General features: G+C 61.2%; 15 protein-coding genes, 1 tRNA gene, 2 rRNA genes and 1 pseudogene (1 of these 19 running past the window's edge). 15 read left to right on the top strand and 4 right to left on the bottom strand.

Going from position 1 to position 22,127, the window contains the following annotated elements:
* From ACZ1HH_RS18245 to ACZ1HH_RS18255, 3 genes are all read left to right on the top strand, one after another.
* Positions 1–2,134: ribosomal RNA gene (locus ACZ1HH_RS18245) — 23S ribosomal RNA — on the top strand (it extends 699 nt beyond the left edge of the window).
* 153 nt (positions 2,135–2,287) lie between these two features.
* Positions 2,288–2,402, top strand: a 5S ribosomal RNA gene (gene rrf, locus ACZ1HH_RS18250).
* A 51-nt stretch (positions 2,403–2,453) separates the two neighbouring features.
* Positions 2,454–2,530 (top strand) — tRNA-Met (locus tag ACZ1HH_RS18255).
* Positions 2,531–2,612: 82 nt separating this feature from the next.
* Here the strand turns inward: ACZ1HH_RS18255 and ACZ1HH_RS18260 are convergent.
* From ACZ1HH_RS18260 to ACZ1HH_RS18275, 4 genes and pseudogenes are all read right to left on the bottom strand, one after another.
* Complete coding sequence (locus ACZ1HH_RS18260; RefSeq protein WP_472635615.1) at positions 2,613–2,897, bottom strand: response regulator; 285 nt, start codon at positions 2,895–2,897, stop codon at positions 2,613–2,615.
* Positions 2,877–3,139 (bottom strand): annotated as a pseudogene (locus ACZ1HH_RS18265) (IS3 family transposase); the annotation flags it as partial. The pseudogene ACZ1HH_RS18265 and the gene ACZ1HH_RS18260, both read right to left, overlap by 21 nt.
* A 90-nt stretch (positions 3,140–3,229) precedes the next feature.
* On the bottom strand, positions 3,230–4,288 hold the full coding sequence (locus ACZ1HH_RS18270; protein WP_472635129.1) for an ABC transporter ATP-binding protein: 1,059 nt from the start codon (positions 4,286–4,288) through the stop codon (positions 3,230–3,232).
* A 55-nt stretch (positions 4,289–4,343) separates the two neighbouring features.
* Positions 4,344–5,135 (bottom strand): IclR family transcriptional regulator, encoded by a 792-nt coding sequence (locus ACZ1HH_RS18275; RefSeq protein ID WP_472635130.1) that lies wholly within the window; start codon positions 5,133–5,135, stop codon positions 4,344–4,346.
* A 140-nt stretch (positions 5,136–5,275) separates the two neighbouring features.
* Here ACZ1HH_RS18275 and ACZ1HH_RS18280 point away from each other — a divergent pair, with 140 nt between their 5' ends.
* The 12 genes from ACZ1HH_RS18280 (at position 5,276) to ACZ1HH_RS18335 (ending at position 22,087) form a co-directional block, all read left to right on the top strand.
* Positions 5,276–6,529, top strand: a complete 1,254-nt coding sequence (locus ACZ1HH_RS18280; protein ID WP_168610558.1) for an ABC transporter substrate-binding protein — start codon at positions 5,276–5,278, stop codon at positions 6,527–6,529.
* Positions 6,530–6,667: 138 nt separating this feature from the next.
* Positions 6,668–7,591, top strand: a complete 924-nt coding sequence (locus tag ACZ1HH_RS18285; protein ID WP_487320478.1) for a carbohydrate ABC transporter permease — start codon at positions 6,668–6,670, stop codon at positions 7,589–7,591.
* A complete protein-coding gene (locus tag ACZ1HH_RS18290) occupies positions 7,591–8,439 on the top strand; it encodes a carbohydrate ABC transporter permease (protein ID WP_011537100.1) in 849 nt (282 codons plus the stop codon). Before ACZ1HH_RS18285 ends, ACZ1HH_RS18290 begins: the two co-directional genes overlap by 1 nt.
* Complete coding sequence (locus ACZ1HH_RS18295) at positions 8,436–10,502, top strand: alpha-galactosidase (protein WP_487320479.1); 2,067 nt, start codon at positions 8,436–8,438, stop codon at positions 10,500–10,502. The genes ACZ1HH_RS18290 and ACZ1HH_RS18295 overlap by 4 nt, the downstream gene beginning before the upstream one ends.
* Entirely contained in the window at positions 10,499–12,214 is a 1,716-nt protein-coding gene (locus ACZ1HH_RS18300) for an IlvD/Edd family dehydratase (RefSeq protein WP_472635131.1), read from the top strand. The genes ACZ1HH_RS18295 and ACZ1HH_RS18300 overlap by 4 nt, the downstream gene beginning before the upstream one ends.
* A gap of 1 nt (position 12,215) precedes the next feature.
* Positions 12,216–12,986, top strand: a complete 771-nt coding sequence (locus ACZ1HH_RS18305; RefSeq protein ID WP_416369992.1) for an SDR family NAD(P)-dependent oxidoreductase — start codon at positions 12,216–12,218, stop codon at positions 12,984–12,986.
* The gene (locus ACZ1HH_RS18310; RefSeq protein ID WP_472635132.1) at positions 12,983–13,897 is read left to right on the top strand and encodes a 2-dehydro-3-deoxygalactonokinase; all 915 of its coding nucleotides are present in this window, start codon (positions 12,983–12,985) and stop codon (positions 13,895–13,897) included. The genes ACZ1HH_RS18305 and ACZ1HH_RS18310 overlap by 4 nt, the downstream gene beginning before the upstream one ends.
* 8 nt (positions 13,898–13,905) lie before the next feature.
* The gene (locus ACZ1HH_RS18315) at positions 13,906–14,511 is read left to right on the top strand and encodes a 2-dehydro-3-deoxy-6-phosphogalactonate aldolase (protein ID WP_416369994.1); all 606 of its coding nucleotides are present in this window, start codon (positions 13,906–13,908) and stop codon (positions 14,509–14,511) included.
* Complete coding sequence (locus ACZ1HH_RS18320; RefSeq protein WP_472635133.1) at positions 14,508–15,353, top strand: SMP-30/gluconolactonase/LRE family protein; 846 nt, start codon at positions 14,508–14,510, stop codon at positions 15,351–15,353. The genes ACZ1HH_RS18315 and ACZ1HH_RS18320 overlap by 4 nt, the downstream gene beginning before the upstream one ends.
* Positions 15,354–15,360: 7 nt before the next feature.
* Complete coding sequence (locus tag ACZ1HH_RS18325; RefSeq protein WP_472635134.1) at positions 15,361–17,268, top strand: beta-galactosidase; 1,908 nt, start codon at positions 15,361–15,363, stop codon at positions 17,266–17,268.
* A gap of 152 nt (positions 17,269–17,420) precedes the next feature.
* Complete coding sequence (locus ACZ1HH_RS18330; RefSeq protein WP_011537108.1) at positions 17,421–18,653, top strand: metallophosphoesterase family protein; 1,233 nt, start codon at positions 17,421–17,423, stop codon at positions 18,651–18,653.
* A complete protein-coding gene (locus ACZ1HH_RS18335; RefSeq protein WP_472635135.1) occupies positions 18,653–22,087 on the top strand; it encodes an ATP-binding protein in 3,435 nt (1,144 codons plus the stop codon). Before ACZ1HH_RS18330 ends, ACZ1HH_RS18335 begins: the two co-directional genes overlap by 1 nt.
* Positions 22,088–22,127: the final 40 nt, after the last annotated feature.

Raw genomic sequence — 22,127 nt, forward strand, 5'->3', positions numbered from 1 at the left:
CGAAACCGAGTGATCTAGGCATGACCAGGATGAAGGTGCGGTAACACGCACTGGAGGTCCGAACCCACACCTGTTGAAAAAGGTCGGGATGAGTTGTGCCTAGGGGTGAAAGGCCAATCAAACTCGGAGATAGCTGGTTCTCTGCGAAATCTATTTAGGTAGAGCGTCATCCGAATACCCCGGGGGGTAGAGCACTGGATGGGTAATGGGGCCCCACAGGCTTACTGATCCTAACCAAACTCCGAATACCCGGGAGTACTAGATGGCAGACACACTGCGGATGCTAACGTCCGTAGTGGAGAGGGAAACAACCCTGACCTCCGGCTAAGGCCCCTAATTCATGGCTAAGTGGGAAAGCAGGTGGGATGTCCAAAACAACCAGGAGGTTGGCTTAGAAGCAGCCATCCTTTAAAGATAGCGTAACAGCTCACTGGTCTAAATAAGACGTCCTGCGGCGAAGATGTAACGGGGCTCAAGCCATGAGCCGAAGCCGAGGATGCACATAGTGCATGGTAGCAGAGCGTAGTGTGACATAGAACAGCTCCTCCTTAGACCCCTCGGGGTCATTGGAGGAACAGTTCTTTCGATGAAGCGGGCGCGTGAGCGATCCCGTGGAGAGATCACTAGCGAGAATGATGACATGAGTAGCGACAAAGAGTGTGAGAGACACTCTCGCCGAAAGTCCAAGGGTTCCTGCTTAAAGCTAATCTGAGCAGGGTAAGCCGGCCCCTAAGCCGAGGCCGAAAGGCGTAGGCGATGGGAACCAGGTTAATATTCCTGGGCCAGGAGGATGTGACGGATCATGAAGGTTGTTCGCCCTTATCGGATTGGGCGGGCCGCTGATTGGTCCCTGGAAATAGCCCTCCATCAGACCGTACCCTAAACCGACACAGGTGGACTGGTAGAGAATACCAAGGCGCTTGAGAGAACGATGTTGAAGGAACTCGGCAAAATACCTCCGTAAGTTCGCGAGAAGGAGGCCCGGGTCCTACGCAAGTGGAATCCGGGGGCACAAACCAGGGGGTGGCGACTGTTTATTAAAAACACAGGGCTCTGCGAAGTCGCAAGACGACGTATAGGGTCTGACGCCTGCCCGGTGCCTGAAGGTTAAAAGGAGGGGTGAGAGCTCCGAATTGAAGCCCAGGTAAACGGCGGCCGTAACTATAACGGTCCTAAGGTAGCGAAATTCCTTGTCGGGTAAGTTCCGACCTGCACGAATGGCGTAACGACTTCCCCGCTGTCTCCAACATCGACTCAGCGAAATTGAATTGCCTGTCAAGATGCAGGCTTCCCGCGGTTAGACGGAAAGACCCCGTGCACCTTTACTACAGCTTCGCACTGGCATCAGGATTGTGATGTGCAGGATAGGTGGTAGGCATCGAAGCAGGAACGCTAGTTCCTGTGGAGCCATCCTTGAGATACCACCCTTCGCACTCTTGATGTCTAACCGCGGTCCCTTACCGGGATCCGGGACCCTGCGTGGCGGGTAGTTTGACTGGGGCGGTCGCCTCCTAAAGCGTAACGGAGGCGCGCGAAGGTGGGCTCAGAGCGGTCGGAAATCGCTCGTTGAGTGCAATGGCAAAAGCCTGCCTGACTGCGAGACTGACAAGTCGAGCAGAGACGAAAGTCGGCCATAGTGATCCGGTGGTCCCGAGTGGAAGGGCCATCGCTCAACGGATAAAAGGTACGCCGGGGATAACAGGCTGATACTGCCCAAGAGTCCATATCGACGGCAGTGTTTGGCACCTCGATGTCGGCTCATCTCATCCTGGGGCTGGAGCAGGTCCCAAGGGTACGGCTGTTCGCCGTTTAAAGAGGTACGTGAGCTGGGTTTAGAACGTCGTGAGACAGTTCGGTCCCTATCTGCCGTGGGTGTAGGATACTTGAGAGGAGTTGCCCCTAGTACGAGAGGACCGGGGTGAACGATCCACTGGTGGACCTGTTATCGTGCCAACGGTAGTGCAGGGTAGCTATGATCGGAAAGGATAACCGCTGAAGGCATCTAAGCGGGAAGCCCCCCTCAAAACAAGGTATCCCTGAGGGCCGTGGAAGACCACCACGTCAATAGGCCGGAGATGTAAGCGCAGCAATGCGTTCAGTTGACCGGTACTAATCGCCCGATTGGCTTGATCTGATCCAGTAAAAGACAGCCAAAAACCAAAAAGCAAAAACAAAACTTGGACAACCCGTTGACCCTCATAAAAGGGTCAACACGTTGATCTCCTGAAAAAAAGGACGATCAATACGTTGATACCCTGAGCAAAAACTCAGTTGGGTTCTTATTCGGTTTGGTGGCCAAAGCACAAGCGAAACACCCGGTCCCTTCCCGAACCCGGAAGTTAAGCGCTGTTGCGCCGATGGTACTGCATCTTAAGGTGTGGGAGAGTAGGGCACCGCCAAACCTAATAAGAACCCAAATAAATCCTCTCTAAACAAAAAAACAAAACAAACAACGCGGGATGGAGCAGCCAGGTAGCTCGTCAGGCTCATAACCTGAAGGTCGTAGGTTCAAATCCTACTCCCGCAACCAAATCAAAACAAATATCATCACGTCAAAGCCGCCCAACGGGCGGCTTCTCGCGTTCAAAAAACCGAAAAACAACGCACAATGGTCACGAGAGCTCGGAAACAAGTTGGTCCAGCATATCTCGTCCCAAAGGCTTCGACAGAAACCAGCCGACTGACGCAAATGACTCAGCCTTGCGTGCATCCGCGGGATTGCTTGACGTCGTCAAAAGAGCAACTTTTACTGGCGGTTGCGCCTGGCTCAACTTCTCATCGACAATCTCCAGGAACTCAAAGCCGTTCATTCGGGGCATGTTGATGTCCAGAAGAATAAGCTCCGGTAGCCTGTCACACCGCTCAAGCTCCTCAATCGCCGACTCGGACAGGATCAACGTGTCCAGTGCCAGTTCCGACACTTCGCTCCAAAGCCGGTCGTTGTCCTTCTGAAGACGCTTGAGTTCCTGCAATTGACCGGAGCCCGTCCTACCGTATTTCTTCTCTAGCGGAAGAACGTCTGTTCAGTCACACCAATCTGATGGATCTCATCCAGAAGTGGCATGCCTCAACCCGTCAGAAACGTAACCTGCCGTAACTTCGTGACAATCTCTACAGGCTTGGGGCGCTTAGAGCCCATCTATGCTATGGGCCTTCGGTTTCTGGGGGCAGGTGCAAACGCGCGCAGCCCTGATGCGCGGCGCGCGTTTGATGCGGCGCGTGAGCAGCCCTAGCGCAACCGTGCTTCGGATTGCGCGTCGAACAGGAACACGTCGCGGTCTTCAAAGTCAAAGCCGACGGAGTCGCCTTCCTCTAGGCTGTCTTCTTCGCGGGTTTCCACGATGAGCTTGGCGCCCTCTGCGCAGATCAGGTGATCGTAAGAGACCCCTCCCAAGCGTTCGCGCAGATCCAACGTGGCAGGACCATCGGCGCTCAGTCGGATGTGTTGCGGACGCAGGCCCACGATGACCTTGGCCCCGTCTTGCGGCAACGCTACCGAAGTGGTGATCTCGCGTCCGCCAAAGGCGCTCACCACAACCTTGCCACCGCGAACCTCTCCCTCGACAAAATTCATGCTCGGAGAGCCGATGAACCCGGCGACAAAGCGATTGTCGGGATCGTTATACAACTCCATCGGCTTGCCGACCTGCTCGACGCGCCCGGCGCGCAGTACCACGATCTTGTCCGCAAGGGTCATGGCCTCGACCTGATCATGGGTAACATAGATCATCGTTGCGCCAATTTCCTTGTGCAGACGCGCGATCTCCACCCGCATGTCAACGCGCAGCTCTGCGTCAAGATTGGAGAGCGGCTCGTCAAACAGGAACACCTCGGGGCCCCGCACGATGGCGCGGCCGATGGCGACGCGCTGGCGCTGGCCACCAGAGAGCGCCTTGGGCTTGCGTTTAAGGTATTGATCGAGTTGCAGGATGCGCGAGGCCTCTGCGACCTTCTCCTTGATCTCGGCCTTGGGGTGGCCGGTCATCTTGAGGCCAAAGCCCATGTTTTCCTCAACCGTCATATGGGGATAGAGCGCGTAGGACTGGAATACCATTGCGACACCACGCTCGGCGGCATCGAGATCTGTCACATCGCGGCTGCCGATGTGGATCTTGCCCGCCGTGGTTTCCTCAAGCCCCGCCACCATGCGCAGCAAGGTGGATTTCCCGCAGCCCGAAGGCCCCACGAAGACGAAGAACTCGCCGTCCTCAATCTCGAGGTTTACATCAAAGATGGTCTGCACCTCGCCGTATTTCTTGACGGCATTTGTCAGCGTGACACCAGTCATGATTTCGTCCTTTTCAAAAAGCGCGGGAGCGATGGTGCCCGACGCCGGTCGTGGGTCAGGTGGGGAACTGCCAGCTCTCGGCAGCCTCAGCGATCTCGTTTGCAGTCTTCAAAAGCAGCGGTTTCAGAGAGGTGAGACCCTCCAGAGATTGCCGCTCTGTTGATGAGGTGATCGACAAGGCCCCCATGACACGATCCTTTGATGACAGGATCGGGGCGGCGATGCAGATGATACCGGGTTCGTGTTCTTCGCGGTCAAAGGCGATGCCCTGCGCGCGAATGTCGTCAAGCTCTGCGCGGAAACCGGCTTCATTGGCCAGAGTATGCACGGTGTGCTGGAAAAACGCCTGCCGCCGGATCGCGTCCTCGCGGGCGCTCTCGTCCAGATGGGCGATCATCGCTTTGCCGACCCCGGTGCAATAGCCGGGGCCGATCTTGCCAGCCTGACTGAACATCTCGATCGGGGTGCGGGCGTTGCGCTTGTCCACATAGAGCACCTGCCCCTGATCGAGCTGCGCCAGGTGGATGGTCTCACCAACCTCTGCAGACAGCGCATCCAGATGCGGACGGGCCACCGGCGCAAGCGAGCTCTGTCTCCAGGCCGCATGCGCGAGCCGGACCAACCGCAACCCGGGGGCGTAGGTCTGCTGTGCCTCGTCGAAACTGAGCATGCCCTGATTCGTCAGTGTCTGGACCAGCCGATAGAGCGTGGCCTTTGGATGCACCGACGCCGCGAGCAATTCGCCAAAGCGCACAGGCCGTCCGTATTCCGCGACCTGATCCAAAACTTCCAAGGCTTTTCCGACGGTTCCGTCATTGCTGCGCTGCGGCGCATTTGCCGTTGCCATTGCTGTCCTCCCTCACGTCTCCAAGCTCAAGAGCGAAGAGACTGTTGACATTCATAGCCAGACTCTTCCATGGTTTCAATAGTTGGAAACTGGTTCCATATAATGAAACCACTGGCCGACAGTCAATATGGGAGGATACCATGAACTTGCTGAAGGGAACGGCCGCAGGACTTGCGATGGCCGTCGGGCTGGCCGCATCTGCTCAGGCATCGGAGCTGACCGGAACGCTCAAGATTTTCTCGGATATGTCGAACCCGGCACCGCGCGCGGTGATGGAGAAGATGGCGTCCGATTTTGATGCACTGCATCCCAATCTGACAGTCGAACTGACCGTCATCGACCGCGAAGCCTACAAGACCCAGATTCGCAACTTCCTGACCGCCAATGCGCCGGATGTTGCCAACTGGTACGCTGCCAACCGCATGCGCCCCTATGTGTCGGCCGGTCTCTTTGAGGATGTCTCTGACCTCTGGGCAGAGCCTGCGATTGCGGAAAACCTTGCGTCCACCAAGGGCGCGATGACGCTTGATGGCAAGCAGTGGGGCGTGCCCTATACCTACTATCAGTGGGGCGTCTACTACCGCGAGGACATCTACAACGAACTGGGTCTCGAAGAGCCAAGCGACTGGGCAACCTTCAAGTCCAACTGCCAGAAGATTCTCGACTCGGGCCGCAAGTGCTTCACCATCGGCTCCAAGTTCCTCTGGACCGCCGGCGGCTGGTTTGACTATCTGAACATGCGTACCAACGGCTACGACTTCCACATGGCGCTGACCAATGGGGATGTGGAATGGACCGATGACCGCGTGAAGCAAACCTTTGCCAATTGGCGCGAGCTGATCGACATGGGCGCCTTTATCGACAACCACCAGTCCTACAGCTGGCAGGAAGCGCTGCCCTTCATGGTGAATGGCGAAGCGGCGGCCTACCTCATGGGGAACTTTGCCGTGGCCCCGCTGCGCGAAGCGGGTCTGAGCGACGAGCAACTTGATTTCTACCAGTTCCCGGCGATCAACCCGGATGTCGAGCTGGCCGAAGATGCGCCGACCGATACGTTCCACATCCCGTCCGGGGCCCAGAACAAGGAAGCGGCGCGTGAGTTCCTGCGCTATGTGGTCTCTGCGGACGTGCAGACCGCGATCAATGCGGGCGACGCACTTGGGCAGCTGCCGGTCAATGCTTCCTCCTCGGTGGATGACGACGAGATGCTGAACCAGGGCTTCGAGATGCTCTCCTCCAACAGCCCCGGCGGCATCGCGCAGTTCTTTGATCGCGACGCCCCGGCCGAAATGGCCTCGGTGGCGATGGAAGGTTTCCAGGAGTTCATGGTGTTCCCCGACAATCTCGACGACATCCTGAACCGTCTCGAGAAGGCCCGCCAGCGGATCTACTAAGCGTGACAGTCGGACGGGAGCATGCCTCCCGCCCGCATCCCCCTGCGGCCATGCGAGCCGCTTTACCGATATATTTTTGATCGCCCACCCGATCCGCCTGACGGCGGGGCGCGGTGCCTGTATCCGGGAGAGACTCCTTTGGCTGACACTTCGACCCCCCTCAGAGATGGCGCGCCGGGCTGGATACGGCGCAACCGTCAGTCGCTTGCACCTGCCCTGTTCTTGTTGCCCGGGGTGTTGTTCTTCCTGTTTTACGTGATCTTTCCGATCCTGCAGAGCTTCAACCTGTCGTTTTACCGTTGGGACGGCTTGGGCGAGCCGGTCTATGTCGGTGTAGAGAACTACGTCGAGCTGATGGACGACCGCGCCTTTGAGGTCTCCATGTGGAACAACCTCAAATGGCTGCTGCTCTACTTGCTTGCGATCCCTGCAGGGTTGGCGATCGCATTGTTTCTCAACCAGAACATTGTCGGCATCCGGCTCTATAAGTCTCTGTTTTTCTTCCCCTTTGTGATTAGTCAGGTGGTTGTCGGACTGGTGTTCAGCTGGTTCTATGACCCCACGTTTGGGCTCTTGAACCAGATCCTTGGCTTTTTTGGCTTTGGCACGCTCAACGTTCTGGGCGATCCGAGCCTTGTCACATACGGGATCATTTTTGCCGGGCTCTGGCCGCAGACGGCCTATTGCATGATCCTCTATCTCACCGGTCTCAATGCCGTGGATCCAGAACAAGTGGAAGCTGCGCGGCTTGATGGGGCCAAGGGGCTCAAGATGCTGTGGTATGTCATCATCCCGCAGCTGCGTCCTGCGACTTTTATTGCCTTTGTGGTCACAATCATCGGTGCGCTCCGGTCCTTTGATCTGATCTCGATCATGACCAACGGTGGTCCCTTTGGGTCGTCGCGGGTGCTGTCGTTTTACATGTTTGAAAAAGCGCTCTCGGAATATGGGTTCCGTATGGGCTATGGCGCCGCCATTGCCGTGGTCCTGTTCCTCATCATGCTGTCCTTCATCGCCTACTTCCTGTGGTCGATGTACCAAGAAGAGAAGGGGGGCCGCTGATGTTCCCGCGTCCGATCGAGAAATCCTCGCCCGCCTGGGCCGCCACCTATCAGGCGCTGGTGCCAATGGCGTTGGTTCTGTGGCTTTTGCCGCTGATCGCGGTGGCTGTGTTCTCCATCAAGCCGGATGTGGATTTCACCACCGGCAACTACTGGGGCTGGCCCTCTGCCTTCAAAGGGTTTGAGAACTACGGTAAGGTGTTCTTTGCCTCCGACATGCCGCGCTATCTTTTGAATTCGGTGCTGATCACGGTGCCAACGGTGATCGGTGCAGTGGCGCTCTCCTGCATGACGGGCTTTGCGCTTGGGGTGTATAAATTCCGGGGCAACCTCTTGTTGTTCTTCATGTTTGTTGCAGGAAACTTTGTTCCGTTCCAGATCCTGATGGTGCCGGTGCGGGACCTCACCCTGGATATGGGGCTCTACAATACCAAACTGGGCCTGGTGCTCTTTCATGTGGCGTTTCAGACAGGGTTCTGCACGCTCTTCATGCGCAACTTCATTCGGGCGCTCCCGTTCGAGCTGATCGAGGCTGCGCGGGTGGAGGGCGTCGCAGAATGGCGGATCTTCTGGTTTGTGGTGCTGCCGTTGATGAAGCCCGCTATTGCGGCGCTGGCGGTGCTGATCTTCACCTTTATCTGGAATGATTACTTCTGGGCCGTGGTCCTGACCCAAGGGGCCGAAAGCCAGCCGGTGACGGCGGGGATCACCTCTTTCAATGCGCAATATCGCGCGGCCTACCACCTGATGAGCGCAGGCTCCATCGTGGCGGCACTGCCGCCGGTTGCGATGTTCTTCCTGATGCAGCGGCACTTTATCGCCGGGCTGACGCTTGGGGCCGTGAAATGAGCGACGGGCTGCAACTCTGGCGGATCGATGCGCCGGGTCAAACGCTGGTGCTGTCGTCCGATGGCGGTCTGCCCGGCGCGCTCTACTGGGGCCCTGCGCTGCAGCCGGAGACGGATCTGGCCGCACTGGCGCGCGCCGTTGAACAAGAGGTGACAGGCGGGATGATCGACCGGCTGCCGCCCTTGTCGCTCTGCCCGGAGGCTGCGCTCTCCTTTGAGGGTCAGCCGGGGCTGGTTGCCTATCGTGACGGAGCGCCGCTTTATCCACGCTTTCGCCTCGAAGACACCAACGGCGCGCAGTTTACCTGCCGTGATCGTGCGCTAGGACTGACGCTGTTCTTTGACTTTGAGGAGCGGGGCGGGACGATTGCGGCCTCGACCACACTGACCTCGGAGCAGGACATCATCCTGCACCATCTTGCTGCGCCCGTTCTGCCGGGTCCTCAGATGGGGCAGGAGATTGTCGATGTCTGTGGCCGCTGGATCGGTGAATTCCAACTGCAACACACCCCATGGCGCGCGGGCATTCACAAGCGCGAGGCCCGTACCGGGCGTTCGGGGCACGAGCACCCGCCCTTGGCCTATTTTCCCGAAGCGGGCGCGACCAACACCCACGGCACCGTTTTTGCCATGCATTACGGCTGGTCCGGCGGGCATGTGATGCTGGCCGAAGAGCTGCCCTCGGGGCGGCGCCAGATCCAGTGGGGCCATGCCACGGGCACGCAAGGCGCAGGGACCAGGTTCCGCAGCGCGCCCCTCTATCTGGCGGTGTCGCAAGCAGGGTTCAACGGTTGTGCAGTGGCCTTTCAGCGTCTGCTGCGCGATCATGTGGTTGTCTGGCCCAAGCCCGAAACCCCGCGTCCGGTGCACTACAACTGCTGGGAAGCGGTCTATTTCGATCATGATTTCACTGTCCTGAGCGACATTGCCGAGCGCGCCGCGGCCCTGGGTGCAGAACGGTTTGTGCTTGATGATGGCTGGTTTGGCAGACGCGATGATGACACCACCTCCCTTGGGGACTGGCAGATCGACCGGCGCAAATGGCCCGAGGGGCTAGGCCCGCTCATTGATCACGTCGAACGCCTCGGGATGACATTTGGTCTCTGGGTCGAGCCGGAGATGGTGAACCTCGACAGTGATCTGGCGCGGGCGCATCCCGACTGGGTCTTGGGGCCTGTGGATCAGATCGAAGGCCGCCAGCAGCGGGTGTTGGACCTGTCGCGCGAAGACGTGCGAGAGCATCTTTTTCAAGTGCTGTCCGCGCTCTTGAGCGAGAACCGTATCGACTACCTGAAATGGGACCACAACCGCCTGTTGCCGATTGCGGATGCGGCTCAGACGGATGGCATCTATGCCCTGTTGCGCGACCTGCGCAGCGCGTTCCCTAAGGTCGAAATCGAGAGCTGCGCCTCCGGCGGCGGGCGGATCGACGCGGGTATCCTGAGCCTGACGCAGCGGGTTTGGCTCTCGGACAGCAATGACGCGCTGGAGCGGCTGCGCATTCAGCATGATGCGGCGCTCCTGTTGCCACTATCCGTGACTGGCTCTCACGTAGGGCCGCGCACCTGCCACACCTCCGGGCGAACCATCGATATCCACATGCGCGCCTGGGTCGCCGCCCAGCGGCACATGGGGTTTGAGATGGATCCGCGCGAGCTGACCCCGACAGAGATCGAGGCGCTGACGCGAGTCACAAGCTGGTGGAAAAACAATCGCAACTGGCGCATGCAGGCGGATATCTTGCGGTTGGATGCGCCTGATCAAAGCGTGATCGCAGAGCAGCAGATGGCCTCGGATGCCAGCCGCTTTGTGGTGTTTGCGGGCAAGGCACGGAGCGCGCATCAGATCCTGCCGCGCCCCTTGCGCCTGACTGGACTTGACCCCAAAGCCCAATACCGGATCGATCTCGTCAACCGCGAGGCGTTGCACCACCTGTCGCGCGGGCGCACCGCGTTCAAGGACGGGCCGCTTACGCTCAGCGGTGAGATCCTGATGCAGCAGGGGCTGACCCTGCCCTGGCAATTTCCTGAAACGATCTGGGTGATCGAAGGAGAAAAACTATGACCAAAGACCGTCGCAGCCGTGCATGGTATGGCAAACTCGACAAGGACGGCTTTATTCACCGCTCCTGGATGAAAAACCAAGGGTTTCCGGATCACGCCTTTGACGGCCGCCCCATTGTGGGCATCTGCAACACCTGGTCCGAACTCACGCCTTGCAATTCTGGCCTGCGCGATCTGGCGGAAGGTGTGAAACGCGGCGTCTGGGAAGCCGGGGGCTTTCCGGTGGAATTTCCGGTGATGTCGCTGGGCGAGACCCAGATGAAACCTACGGCGATGCTGTTTCGCAATCTCCTTGCCATGGACGTCGAGGAGTCAATCCGCGCCTATGGAATTGACGGTGTTGTGCTCTTGGGGGGCTGTGACAAGACCACGCCCGGCCAGCTGATGGGTGCGGCGTCGGTGGATCTGCCGGCGATCGTGGTGTCGTCTGGGCCGATGCTCAACGGGAAGTATCGCGGTGAGGACATCGGCTCCGGCACCGATGTTTGGAAATTCTCCGAAGCTGTGCGCGCGGGCGAGATGACGCTCAAGGACTTCATGAACGCCGAGTCCGGCATGAGCCGCTCCAAGGGCGTCTGCATGACCATGGGCACCGCCTCCACCATGGCCTCCCTCGTCGAGGCGATGGGGATGTCACTGCCGACAAATGCCGCGCTCCCGGCTGTTGACGCGCGGCGCATGGCGCTGGCGCATCTCACCGGCAAGCGCATCGTCGAGATGATCGACGAGGATCTGAAACCTTCTGATGTCTTGACCAAAGAAGCCTTCGAGAACGCAATCCTCGCCAATGCCGCCGTGGGGGGCTCCACCAATGCGGTGGTGCATCTTCTGGCGCTTGCGGGCCGGGTCGGGGTTGACCTTGACCTGCGCGATTTCGAGATCGGATCGGAAATCCCGCTCTTGGTCAACTGCATGCCCTCGGGCAAATACCTGATGGAGGACTTCTGCTACGCGGGTGGCATGCCCGTGGTGCTGAAGGCACTCCATGAGAAGGCACATTTGCGGTCCGCGAAAACAGTTTTGGGTGGCGACATCACCGCCTATGCCGAGGGCGCCGAATGTTTCAACGACGATGTGATCTGCAGCTTTGAGGCACCGGTGAAACCTGCTGCAGGCCTGCGCGTTCTGCGCGGCAACCTTGCGCCCAACGGTGCGATCATCAAACCTTCGGCGGCTTCGGACCACCTCCTCGAACACGAAGGCGAGGCCTATGTGTTCGAGAGCATCGAGGACATGAAAGCCAATATCGACCGCGAGGATCTTCCGGTGACACCCGACACCATCCTTGTGCTCAAGGGCTGCGGGCCAAAAGGCTATCCGGGCATGCCAGAGGTCGGCAATATGCCGATCCCGCGCAAGCTTGTGACCCAAGGGGTAAAGGACATGATCCGCGTCTCGGATGCGCGCATGTCGGGCACCGCCTTTGGCACCGTGATCCTGCATGTCTCGCCCGAGGCACAGGCGGGTGGTCCGCTGGCGCTGGTGCAGACCGGCGATCGCATTCGGGTGTCGGCCGCTGGAGGCGTGCTGGAGCTGATGATTTCCGCCGAGGAAATGGAACGCCGCAGCAAAGCATGGGAGCCGGATGCCCCCCATTACACGCGGGGATATGCGAAACTTTATGTGGATCACGTCCTGCAGGCCGACAAGGGCGCGGATCTCGACTTCCTGGTGGGCAAGGACACCCGCCCCGTCACAAGGGAGAGCCACTGACATGGACCTGAACGCAACCTTTCACGACCTTGAAGGCGCTTCCGTTTTTATCACCGGAGGCGGTTCGGGCATCGGCGCATCGCTCACCGAGGGCTTCTTGCGGCAGGGGGCCAAAGTGGCCTTTGTCGGGCGCTCTGATGCCAGCGCTTTTGTCGACAGGATGGCGGAAGAGACGGGCTCGCGGCCCCTCTTCATCCAATGTGACATCACTGACATTGCGGCGCTCAAAGCCGCGATTTCACAGGCGGCAGAGGCCCATGGACCTATCAAGGTGCTGGTGAACAACGCCGCCAACGATCAGCGCCACGCCACGCTCGAGGTGGATGAGGAATTCTGGGACTGGTCGCAGTCGATCAACCTCAAGGCCTATTTCTTTGCCTGCCAAGCGGTGTTGCCTGGGATGCAGGCGCTTGGTGGCGGTGCGATCGTGAATTTCACCTCCATCAGCTACATGATGGGCAACAGCGGCTATCCGGCCTACACCACCGCAAACTCGGGCATCAATGGGATGACCCGCAGCCTCGCGCGCGAATTTGGCCCGGACCGCATCCGGGTCAACGCGCTGGCGCCGGGCTGGGTGCTCACGGACAAGCAGCTTGACAAATGGGCCACGCCCGAGGCCCTCGCCGCCCATCTTGAGCGCCAGTGCCTGAAGGACCATCTCGCGCCACAAGACATCGTGGAGTCGACACTTTTTCTGGCCTCCAACGCCAGCCGGATGATCTCCGGTCAGGCCTTGGTGGTGGATGGTGGCGTCGTGGTGTCGGGATGACCGCGCCTGCGCACACCTCGGTTGACTGGGTGGCGGCGGATTGGGGCACCTCCCATCTGCGCCTCTGGCCTATGGGTACGGATGGCGTGCCTCTGGAGCGGATCGATTCTGATCAGGGCATGTCGCGGCTCAACGCTGATGGCTACGAGCAGGTGCTGCTGGATCTTCTTGCGCCCTACCTGGCAGCTGAAACCGCGCTGGATGTGATCTGTTGTGGCATGGTTGGCTCGCGTCAGGGCTGGCGCGAGGCGCCTTACGCCGCAAGCCCCTGCGCGCCGCCGTCCTTTGATACCGCGACGTTGGTGCAAACCGAGGATCCCCGGCTGCGTGTGCATGTGCTCTCGGGGGTGAAACAGCTTGCACCCGCGGATGTGATGCGCGGAGAAGAGACGCAGATCGCCGGCGTGTTGGTGGCCGACCCCGGCTTTGACGGGGTGGTCTGCCTGCCCGGCACCCACACCAAATGGGTTTCGCTCAAGGACGGGGCGATCACCGGCTTTTCCACCTTTCTCTCGGGCGAATTGTTTCAGCTCATCAGCGCGCAATCCGTCCTGCGCCACACGCTTGCGGGCGCGGGCTGGGATCAGGCGGCATTCGAAAGCGGCTGCCAACAGGGGGCCGCACGCCCCGAGTCCCTGGCAAATGCGCTCTTTGGGCTGCGCGCCGGTGCCTTGCTCGAAGGGCTTGATCCGGTTGCGGCGCGCGCGCGTGCATCTGGCTATCTCCTCGGTATGGAGGTCGAAGCCCTGCGCGAGGACTGGCAAGGCCGCCCGGTGGCCATGGTGGGCGAGAACGAGATCGCCCAAGCCTATGCCACCGCCCTCAGACTGCAGGGCGCGTCGGTGGAAATCCTCGACGCCCAGGACATCACACTGGCTGGCCTCTGCGCCGCCCGTGCGCAAATGAAGTGAGAACCAACATGAGTCGTAACATCATCGCCATCCTGCGCGGCCTGACCCCAGAGGAGGCGCTGCCTGTCACCGACGCGCTGATCTGCGCCGGCATCACCCGCATCGAGGTGCCGCTGAATTCGCCGGACCCCTATGCCAGCATCGCTGCCATGGTGGCCTATGCCGCCGACCGGGCCATGATCGGGGCGGGCACCGTGCTCGACCAAGGCGCCGTCAGCAACCTGCATCAGATCGGCGCGCAGATGGTCGTTTCTCCCGACTGCAACCCAGAGGTCATCAAGGCCACCAAGGCACTGGGCATGCACTCTTTTCCCGGTGTCTTTACCCCGACAGAAGCCTTTGCGGCGCTCCGGGCCGGGGCCGATGGGCTCAAGTTCTTTCCAGCCTTCAAACTCGGCACTGACGGGTTCAAGGCGCTCAAAGCGGTTTTGCCGCCCGAGGTTGCCACCTATGCGGTTGGCGGTGTGGGTCCGGAGAATTTCGCGCAGTGGCAGGCGGCTGGCATCACAGGGTTTGGCATTGGCTCCAATCTCTACAAGCCGGGGATGCATGTGGATGAGATCGCCGCCAATGCCGAGGCGATGGTGCGCGCCTATGACGAGGTCTTTGCATGACCGCGACGGTGTTTTGTGCCGAGACCTGCACCTTGGGTGAGGGGCCGTTGTGGCACCCTGAGCGCGCGCAGCTTTTCTGGTTCGACATTCTCGGCAAGCGCATGCTGGCGCGCGAGGGCGATGACACACGGATCTGGCAGTTTGATGAATGTGTCTCGGCCGCCGGCTGGATTGATCGCGACACGCTCCTGATGGCGAGCGAGACGGGCCTCTGGCGCTTTGATCTCGGCACGGCAGAGCGTCGCCTCATGTGCGCGCTGGAGGCCGACCAGCCCGAGACCCGCTCCAACGACGGGCGCGCGGACCCCTGGGGGGGCTTTTGGATCGGAACCATGGGGTTTGAGGCGCAAAAAGGCGCGGGCGCCATCTATCGCTATTGGCGTGGGGAGCTGCGCAAACTCGTCAGCGATGTGACGATCTCCAACGCGATCTGTTTTGCGCCGGACCGGGCCTGCGCCTATTATACCGACACCGATCTGTGTCGGATCATGCGCCAGCCGCTTGCAGCCGAGGATGGCTGGCCTTTGGGAGCACCAGAGGTGTTTCTGGATCTCAGCGCTGAACCCTTCGGCGCCGATGGCGCGGTTGTGGACCGTGACGGCAACCTCTGGAATGCGCAATGGGGAGCGGGGCGCGTGGCTTGCTACAGCCCCACGGGCGCGCTCTTGCAGACGGTGGAGGTGCCAACGCCACAGGCCTCCTGTCCGGCCTTTGGCGGTGCGGATCTCTCGACGCTCTTTATCACCACTGCCGCCGAGGGCGTGGACACCCCACCCGCCGGTCAGACCTTTACCGCGCCAACAAACGCGGTTGGGCAGCGCGAACATCAAGTCATCTTGTGAGACACTCATGAAACGAACCCTTGGCACCTGCTATTACCCCGAGCACTGGCCAGAAGAGATCTGGGCCGAAGACGCCGCGCGTATGAAAGCTGCGGGCCTGACGTGGATCCGGATTGGGGAATTTTCGTGGTCGAAACTCGAACCCACTCCCGGCGATCTGCACTGGGACTGGCTCGACCGCGCGATCGAGGCATTGGGGGCGCAAGGCTTGCGGGTGGTGCTCGGCACCCCCACAGCGACCCCGCCGCGCTGGATGGCCGAGCGTCACCCGGACATGTTTGCTGTCACCGCCGAGGGCCAGCCACGCGGCTTTGGCTCTCGGCGGCACTATTGCTTTAGCCACAAGGGTTATTTTGCCGAGAGCCAGCGCATCACCCGCCTGATGGCAGAGCGCTATGGTGCCAACCCGCATGTGGCCGCGTGGCAGACCGACAATGAATATGGCTGCCATGATACCGTGATCAGCTATTCCGACGCGGCTCAAACCGCTTTTCGGGCGTGGCTGGCAGAGCAGTTCGACGGCGAGATCGACGCGCTCAACGAGGCCTGGGGCAATATGTTCTGGTCCATGGAGTATCGCAGCTTTGACGAAATCGGCCTGCCCAACCTCACCGTGACAGAGCCGAACCCGGCGCATGTGCTGGCGTTCAGACGCTTCAGCTCCGATCAGGTGGTGGCTTTCAACCGCGCGCAGGTCGAGATCATCAAGGCCCATTCAACCGCGCCGATTTCTCATAACTACATGGGGCGGATCACCGATTTCGACCACTTCAAACTAGGTGAGGATCTCGAGATCGCGACCTGGGACAGCTACCCGCTGGGCTTTCTGGAAGACCGCGTGGGGGCCTCACCCGAGGAACAGCGCGCTTATGCCCGGCAGGGGGATCCGGATTTTCAGGCCCTTCATCACGATCTCTATCGCGCGGTTGGGCGCGGGCGCTGGTGGGTCATGGAACAGCAGCCGGGGCCAGTGAACTGGGCGCCCTACAACCCGGCACCCCTGCCGGGCATGGTGCGGCTCTGGACCTGGGAGGCCTTTGCCCATGGCGCCGAGGCTGTGTGTTATTTCCGCTGGCGGCAGGCGCCTTTTGCGCAGGAACAGATGCACGCAGGCCTCTTGCGTCCCGACAGCCAGGACGCCCCCGCCATGCAAGAAGCGATGGATGTTGCGGCAGAGCTTGGCGCGGCAGCCGATGTGCAGCCCGCGCAGGCACCGGTGGCGATCCTTTTTGATTACGATGCCGATTGGGCGTGGTCGACGCAGCCGCATGGTGCAGGGCTGAGCTATTTCCAGCTGATCCTCGAACACTACAAGGCGCTTCGGCGCGCTGGTCAGACCATCGACATCCTGCCCCCGGAGACCCGCGATTTCACGGGGTACAAGATGATCCTTGCGCCCGGGATGATGCATCTGCCAGAGCCCCTCAAAGAAGCGCTCGCAAGAAGTGAGGCCGAGGTGCTCTATGGTCCGCGCAGCGGTGCGCGTGACGGTCATTTCTCCATCCCGACCAGCCCACTGCCACCTGCATTGCCGGGGCTGGACGTGACCGTGGCACGGGTGGAGAGTCTGCGCCCGGATATGCCCATCGCCCTTAAGGGCGGCGGTGCGGCGCGCGGCTATCTTGAGGAGCTTGAAGGCACTGCAGAAGTGGTCTTTGAAACCTCCGAGGGCGCGGCGGTCGCGCTCCGGGCCGGGCGACAGACTTATTGTGGCGGCTGGCTCGATGCAGAGGGGCTTGATCGGTTGATTGCCACCGTTGCGCAGGCGGCGGGTCTGGAGTTGCGCCAGATGCCGGAAGGGGTGCGCACCCGCCGCACGGCAACCGAGGTCTTCTGGTTCAACCACAGCGCAGAGCCTGTCGAAACCGAAGTTGGCCTCTTGCCTCCGGCGGGGGTGAAACGGATCGCGCTTTAGCGCGCCCTGTCGTCATCCGGGGCGCCACCCGTTGAAAGTGTCGCGAATGTATCGGGGGGGGGCAACGCGCGCCGCGGCTTCCGTCTGACTGACATTATCCGCTTGCGTCGCGCGGCTGGCCTTGGTTCAGTCGCGCGGAGTGAGGGGATAGTTTGATCAAGATACTGCACACCGCCGACGTTCACCTGGATTCTCCCCTGCGTTCGCTCGCCCTGCGCAATGCGGGCCTGCGCGAGACCGTTGCCGCCGCCTCGCGCGCGGCCTTCAGTCAGATGATCGACCGCGCCCTCTCGGAAGAGGTCGCCGCTATCTTGATTTCCGGCGATCTTTTTGACGGCAGGGAACGCACCGCCAGAACCGGTGCCTTTCTTCTGGCCGAACTCGACCGGCTCGCCGAGGCTGGTATCCAGGTCTATTACATCAAAGGGAACCACGACGCGGAGAACCCGATCACCGGGACGCTGGATTTGCCTCAGCATGTGCATGTTTTTGATGCCCGTGGCGGCAAACACCAGCTGTCCGAGGACGTCTGGATCCACGGGGTAAGCTTTGCCGAAAGTCATGCGCCAGAGAGCTTGCTCCCGCGGTTCAAGGCGCCTGTGGCGGGGGCGGTGAACATTGCCATGTTGCACAGCTCGTTGGCCGGGGCGGCGGGGCATGATGTCTATGCGCCTTGCAGCGTCTCGGACCTGGCCGCGATGGGCTTTGATTACTGGGCGCTTGGGCATATCCACAAGCGTCAGATCCACGCCGAAGCGCCTTGGGTCGTGATGCCCGGTATCCCGCAGGGGCGCGATATTGGTGAGGCAGGCCCCAAATCCGCAACTCTCCTCACGATCGAGCAGGGGCAGATCGCGCTCTCGGAGGTGCCGACCTCCGTGGTGGAATTTGTGGAAACCGAGCTGGACGTGACGGGGGCCGCCAACGATGAGGCACTGCGCGCGACACTCAAGGCTCACCTCTCTGTGCTCAGTGCTGCGCTTGTGGCCCCGACCGGCGTGGTTCGCCTCACGCTCAAGGGCGCACCAGCGCGGCACTGGCAGATCCTGCGCGACCGCGATGTCTGGACAGAACAGGTGCATGTGCTCGCGCAGACCTGCGGGGATCTCTGGATCGACAAGCTGATCTTTGATCTTGCCCCGGAGGCGGCACAAGACACCTCCGGCGCGTCTGACGAACTGGCCGCAACCATGGCGACGATTTGTGGCGAGCCAGGATTTCAGGAACACGCCCGCCAGTATGTCGAAACCGTTCTTCAGGACCTGCCAGCCACGTTGCGCGAACGCCTGATCGCGGATGAAGCGGCTAGAGACGCATTGGTCGCGCGTCTGACCCAAGCCGGGGCAGATCGCGTGCTGGCGCAGATGAAGGGGGCCGAAAGCTGATGCGCCTCAAACGTCTGTCACTGGATCGGTTTGGCCATTTCACCGATCAACAGTTCGATTTTGGCTCTGCCCACGATGGGCATGACTTTCATATCATCTACGGGCGCAACGAAGCCGGTAAGACCACCACGATGGAAGCCGTCCTGCGGCTGTTTTACGGCTTTCCAACGCGCGAGGCCTACGCGTTTCGCCATCCGCGCAACAATCTACAGATCTCTGCGACGCTCGATTTCAACGGAGAGCTGCGCCAGTTCACCCGCCTGCCCACGCGCAGTGGCGCGCTGGTGGATGAGAGCGGCACCCCACTGCCGGAGGCCGCGCTTTCGGCGCATCTCGCCGGGCTTTCGGAACCGGATTACCGCCGTCTTCTGTGTCTGGATGACGAGACGATTGAACGCGGCGGCGAAGAGATCGCCAATGCTCAGGGCGATATTGGCCGGCTGCTGTTCTCGGCCGCGGCGGGGGTTGCGGATCTGAGCCAGGTGCTTGATGGCGTGCGCAGCCGGGCCGATGAGATTTGGAAGAAACGCGCCCGCAACACGCGGATGCGCGAGCTGAAACGCGCGCTTGAGGAGCTCGACAAGGAGATCAAGGCCCGCGATGTCTCTGCAAACGCGTGGAAATCCCTCAAGCGGGATCTCACCAAGGCGCAACAGGCTGAAGAAGACGCGCGGACGCGTCGCGATGATCTCAATACAACCCGGGCCCGGACCGAGGCCGAACGGCGCGCCGTGCCGCTTCTTGCAGAACTTCAGGAGTTGGAACAGGCGCTTGCGCCCTTTGCGGATTTTCCCGCACAGCTGGATTTCAACCCCGAGCGGCTCGTCGAGTTGCGCAGCGACCAAGGCAGCGCCACGCAGAACATCGCGCGCCTCAGCGACGAACTTCAGACCCTTGAGGAGGAGCAAGCGGCGCTTGTATTGGATCCCGCACTTGAGGCGCTTCCTGCGGCACTGGAGGCGCTTGAGGATCTGAGTGCCCGCCACCGCACCGCTGCGCTTGATCTGGATCGGCGCAAGGCCGAGCAGCAGGAGGCGCTCGAGACAATGCGGCAGGCCGCCCGCGACCTTGGTCTCGTCGCAGAGAACGCCGACCTTGCGGCCTTGGTTCTTTCCGGCACTGATATCACCGCGCTTCAGGACGCAAGAGAGCAACTGCGCGCGGCCATCACCCACGAAGGTCTGGAAGCGCGCGAGGTCGAGGATCTCGAGGAGCGCCTGCGCGTAGCGCAGGATGCTGTGCACGATTGTGCGCCGCTCGCTGCAGAGGCCGGGCAGTTGCAAGAGCTGCTCTTGAATTTTGACGCGGAGCGGCTGGCGACGGCCCATGCAGCGGCAGTGGAGTCGATCACCGCCGCCCAATCCCGGGCCGCCCGCAGCCTGGCAGCGCTGTCTGTGCGCGACGTGACTTTTGATACCCTGCCGCATTGCCCGAGCAGCTTGCGTCAGGCGCAGGAGCACGCGGATCGTGACGCAGCGCTGGTTCAGGACCTGCGCCGGGCGACTGAGACGCGCAATCAGCACAAGGAGGACGCCAGCGCCCGCGCCGCGCAGGCAAAGGCCCTTGAACGCGCTGCAAATGTGGTCTCCGACAGTGAGGCCGAGGCCTTGCGCACCAAACGCGACGCACTCTGGGCCGTGCATGTAGACAGTTTGGATGCCGAGAGCGCCGCCACGTTCCACGAAGCGCTGAGCCGCCACGACACCGCTGCTGACGCGCGACTGACCCAATCGCGAGAACTGGCGCAGCTGCGAGAGATTGCGCAATCAGAGGCTGCGTCGAAGGCCCGCGCCGCAGAGGCCGCCGCCCGGATCACTGCGCTAGAAGAACAGCGCGATGCCATCGCGGCAGAGGTCAACGCCGCTGCCACCCAGCTTGGCCTTGCGCCGCTTTCCCCGGCAGAGTGGCGCGATTGGGTTGAGCGTCATGAAACCGCGCGCGCGGATGCCGAGGCGCTTCGGGACTCCAAGGACAGCCATGCGGCCACCTTTGCGCGGGCGCAGGCGTTGATGGACGCCCTTGCAGAACGTGTACCGTCTCTTCCGGCTGATCTTGATCCGGCCCTTGCACAGGCGCGCCGGATGGCAGAGGCGGCGCGCCAGACCTCCGAGGCGCGCAGCGCCGCAGAAAAGCTCTTGCGGCAGGTGGAGCGCGACCTGAACCGGCGACAGGATCGCCACAACGCCGCACAAGAGGCCAAGAAAAAGGCCGGGGACACATGGCGGGCCTTGGTGCAGGATCTTTTGGCAGGGCAGGTCTCGCCCAAGGCGCTTATGGCCTCTTTGGAGCCACTGCGGGTGCTACGCGAGCATGACAAGACCCGCAGCGCCGCCGCACGTCGGGTCCGGATGATGGAGGCGGATCAGGCGCTTTTTGCTCAAGAGGTCAACGCCTTGGCACAGCTGCACGGGGTCGGGGTCAGTTCGGACCCGGCCCAGACCTATGGCGACCTCAAATCCCTGGCCGAGACGGCCCGCACCGCGCGCGACAAGGCCGCGCGTCTGGAGCGTGCAATTGCAACGGCCACGGCAGAACGTGCGGACAACACCGCGCGGGTTGAGGCCATAGATCAGGAGCTCCGGGCGATCGCTGCGAGCTTTCCCGAGCCCCCACCTGCACAGGACATCGACGCGTTGCGCCAATGCGCCGCGCAGGCCCAGAAGGTCATTGCCGACCGCGCGGCCCGCGACCGCCTGCGCCGTCAGATCCTCTCCGAGCTCGACCTGTCGGATCTGGAGTCGGCGCGCGCGCAGCTTGCCGAGACCTCGGTTGCCACGCTCAACGCGCGCCTGGAAAGCACCCTCTCCGATCTGACCCACGCCGAAGAAGACCTCACGCAGGCGATCCAACAGCGGGTCAACGCAGAACATGCGCTGGCAGAGATCAACGGCGACCGCACGGCAGCGGCGCTGGTCGAGCAAAAAGCAACGCTGGAACTGCAGCTCGAAGAGGCCGCGCTCGAACATCTGGAGCTGTCTTTGGGGCATCACCTGGCCTCAGACGCGATCAAGCGCTACCGCGACAGCCACCGCAGCGGCATGCTGACCGCCACGGAACAGTGTTTTGCCGATCTGACGCAGGGCGCCTATCCCGCGCTCAGCACACAGATCGACGGCGACAGCGAGGTCCTTTTGGCGGTCGACAGAACCGGCGCCAGCAAACGGGCCGACGAAATGTCCAAAGGCACCCGGTTCCAGCTCTATCTGGCGCTCCGGGCCGCAGCGCATGAACAACTGGTGGCGCAGGGCACCATATTGCCGTTCTTCTGCGATGACATCTTTGAGACCTTTGACGAGACCCGAACCAGTGCGGCCTGTCAGGTGATGGAAGCCATCGGCAGGCGAGGACAGGCGATCTATCTCACCCATCATCGCCATGTGGTTGAAATCGCCAAAAGCGTCTGTGCCACCCCGCCAATCATTCACGAGCTCTGATTGTACCAGAGCGCGCGGAATCATTTGCCGACAGGGCGGG

It is taken from the genome of Epibacterium sp. HA2-3 (assembly GCF_055693725.2).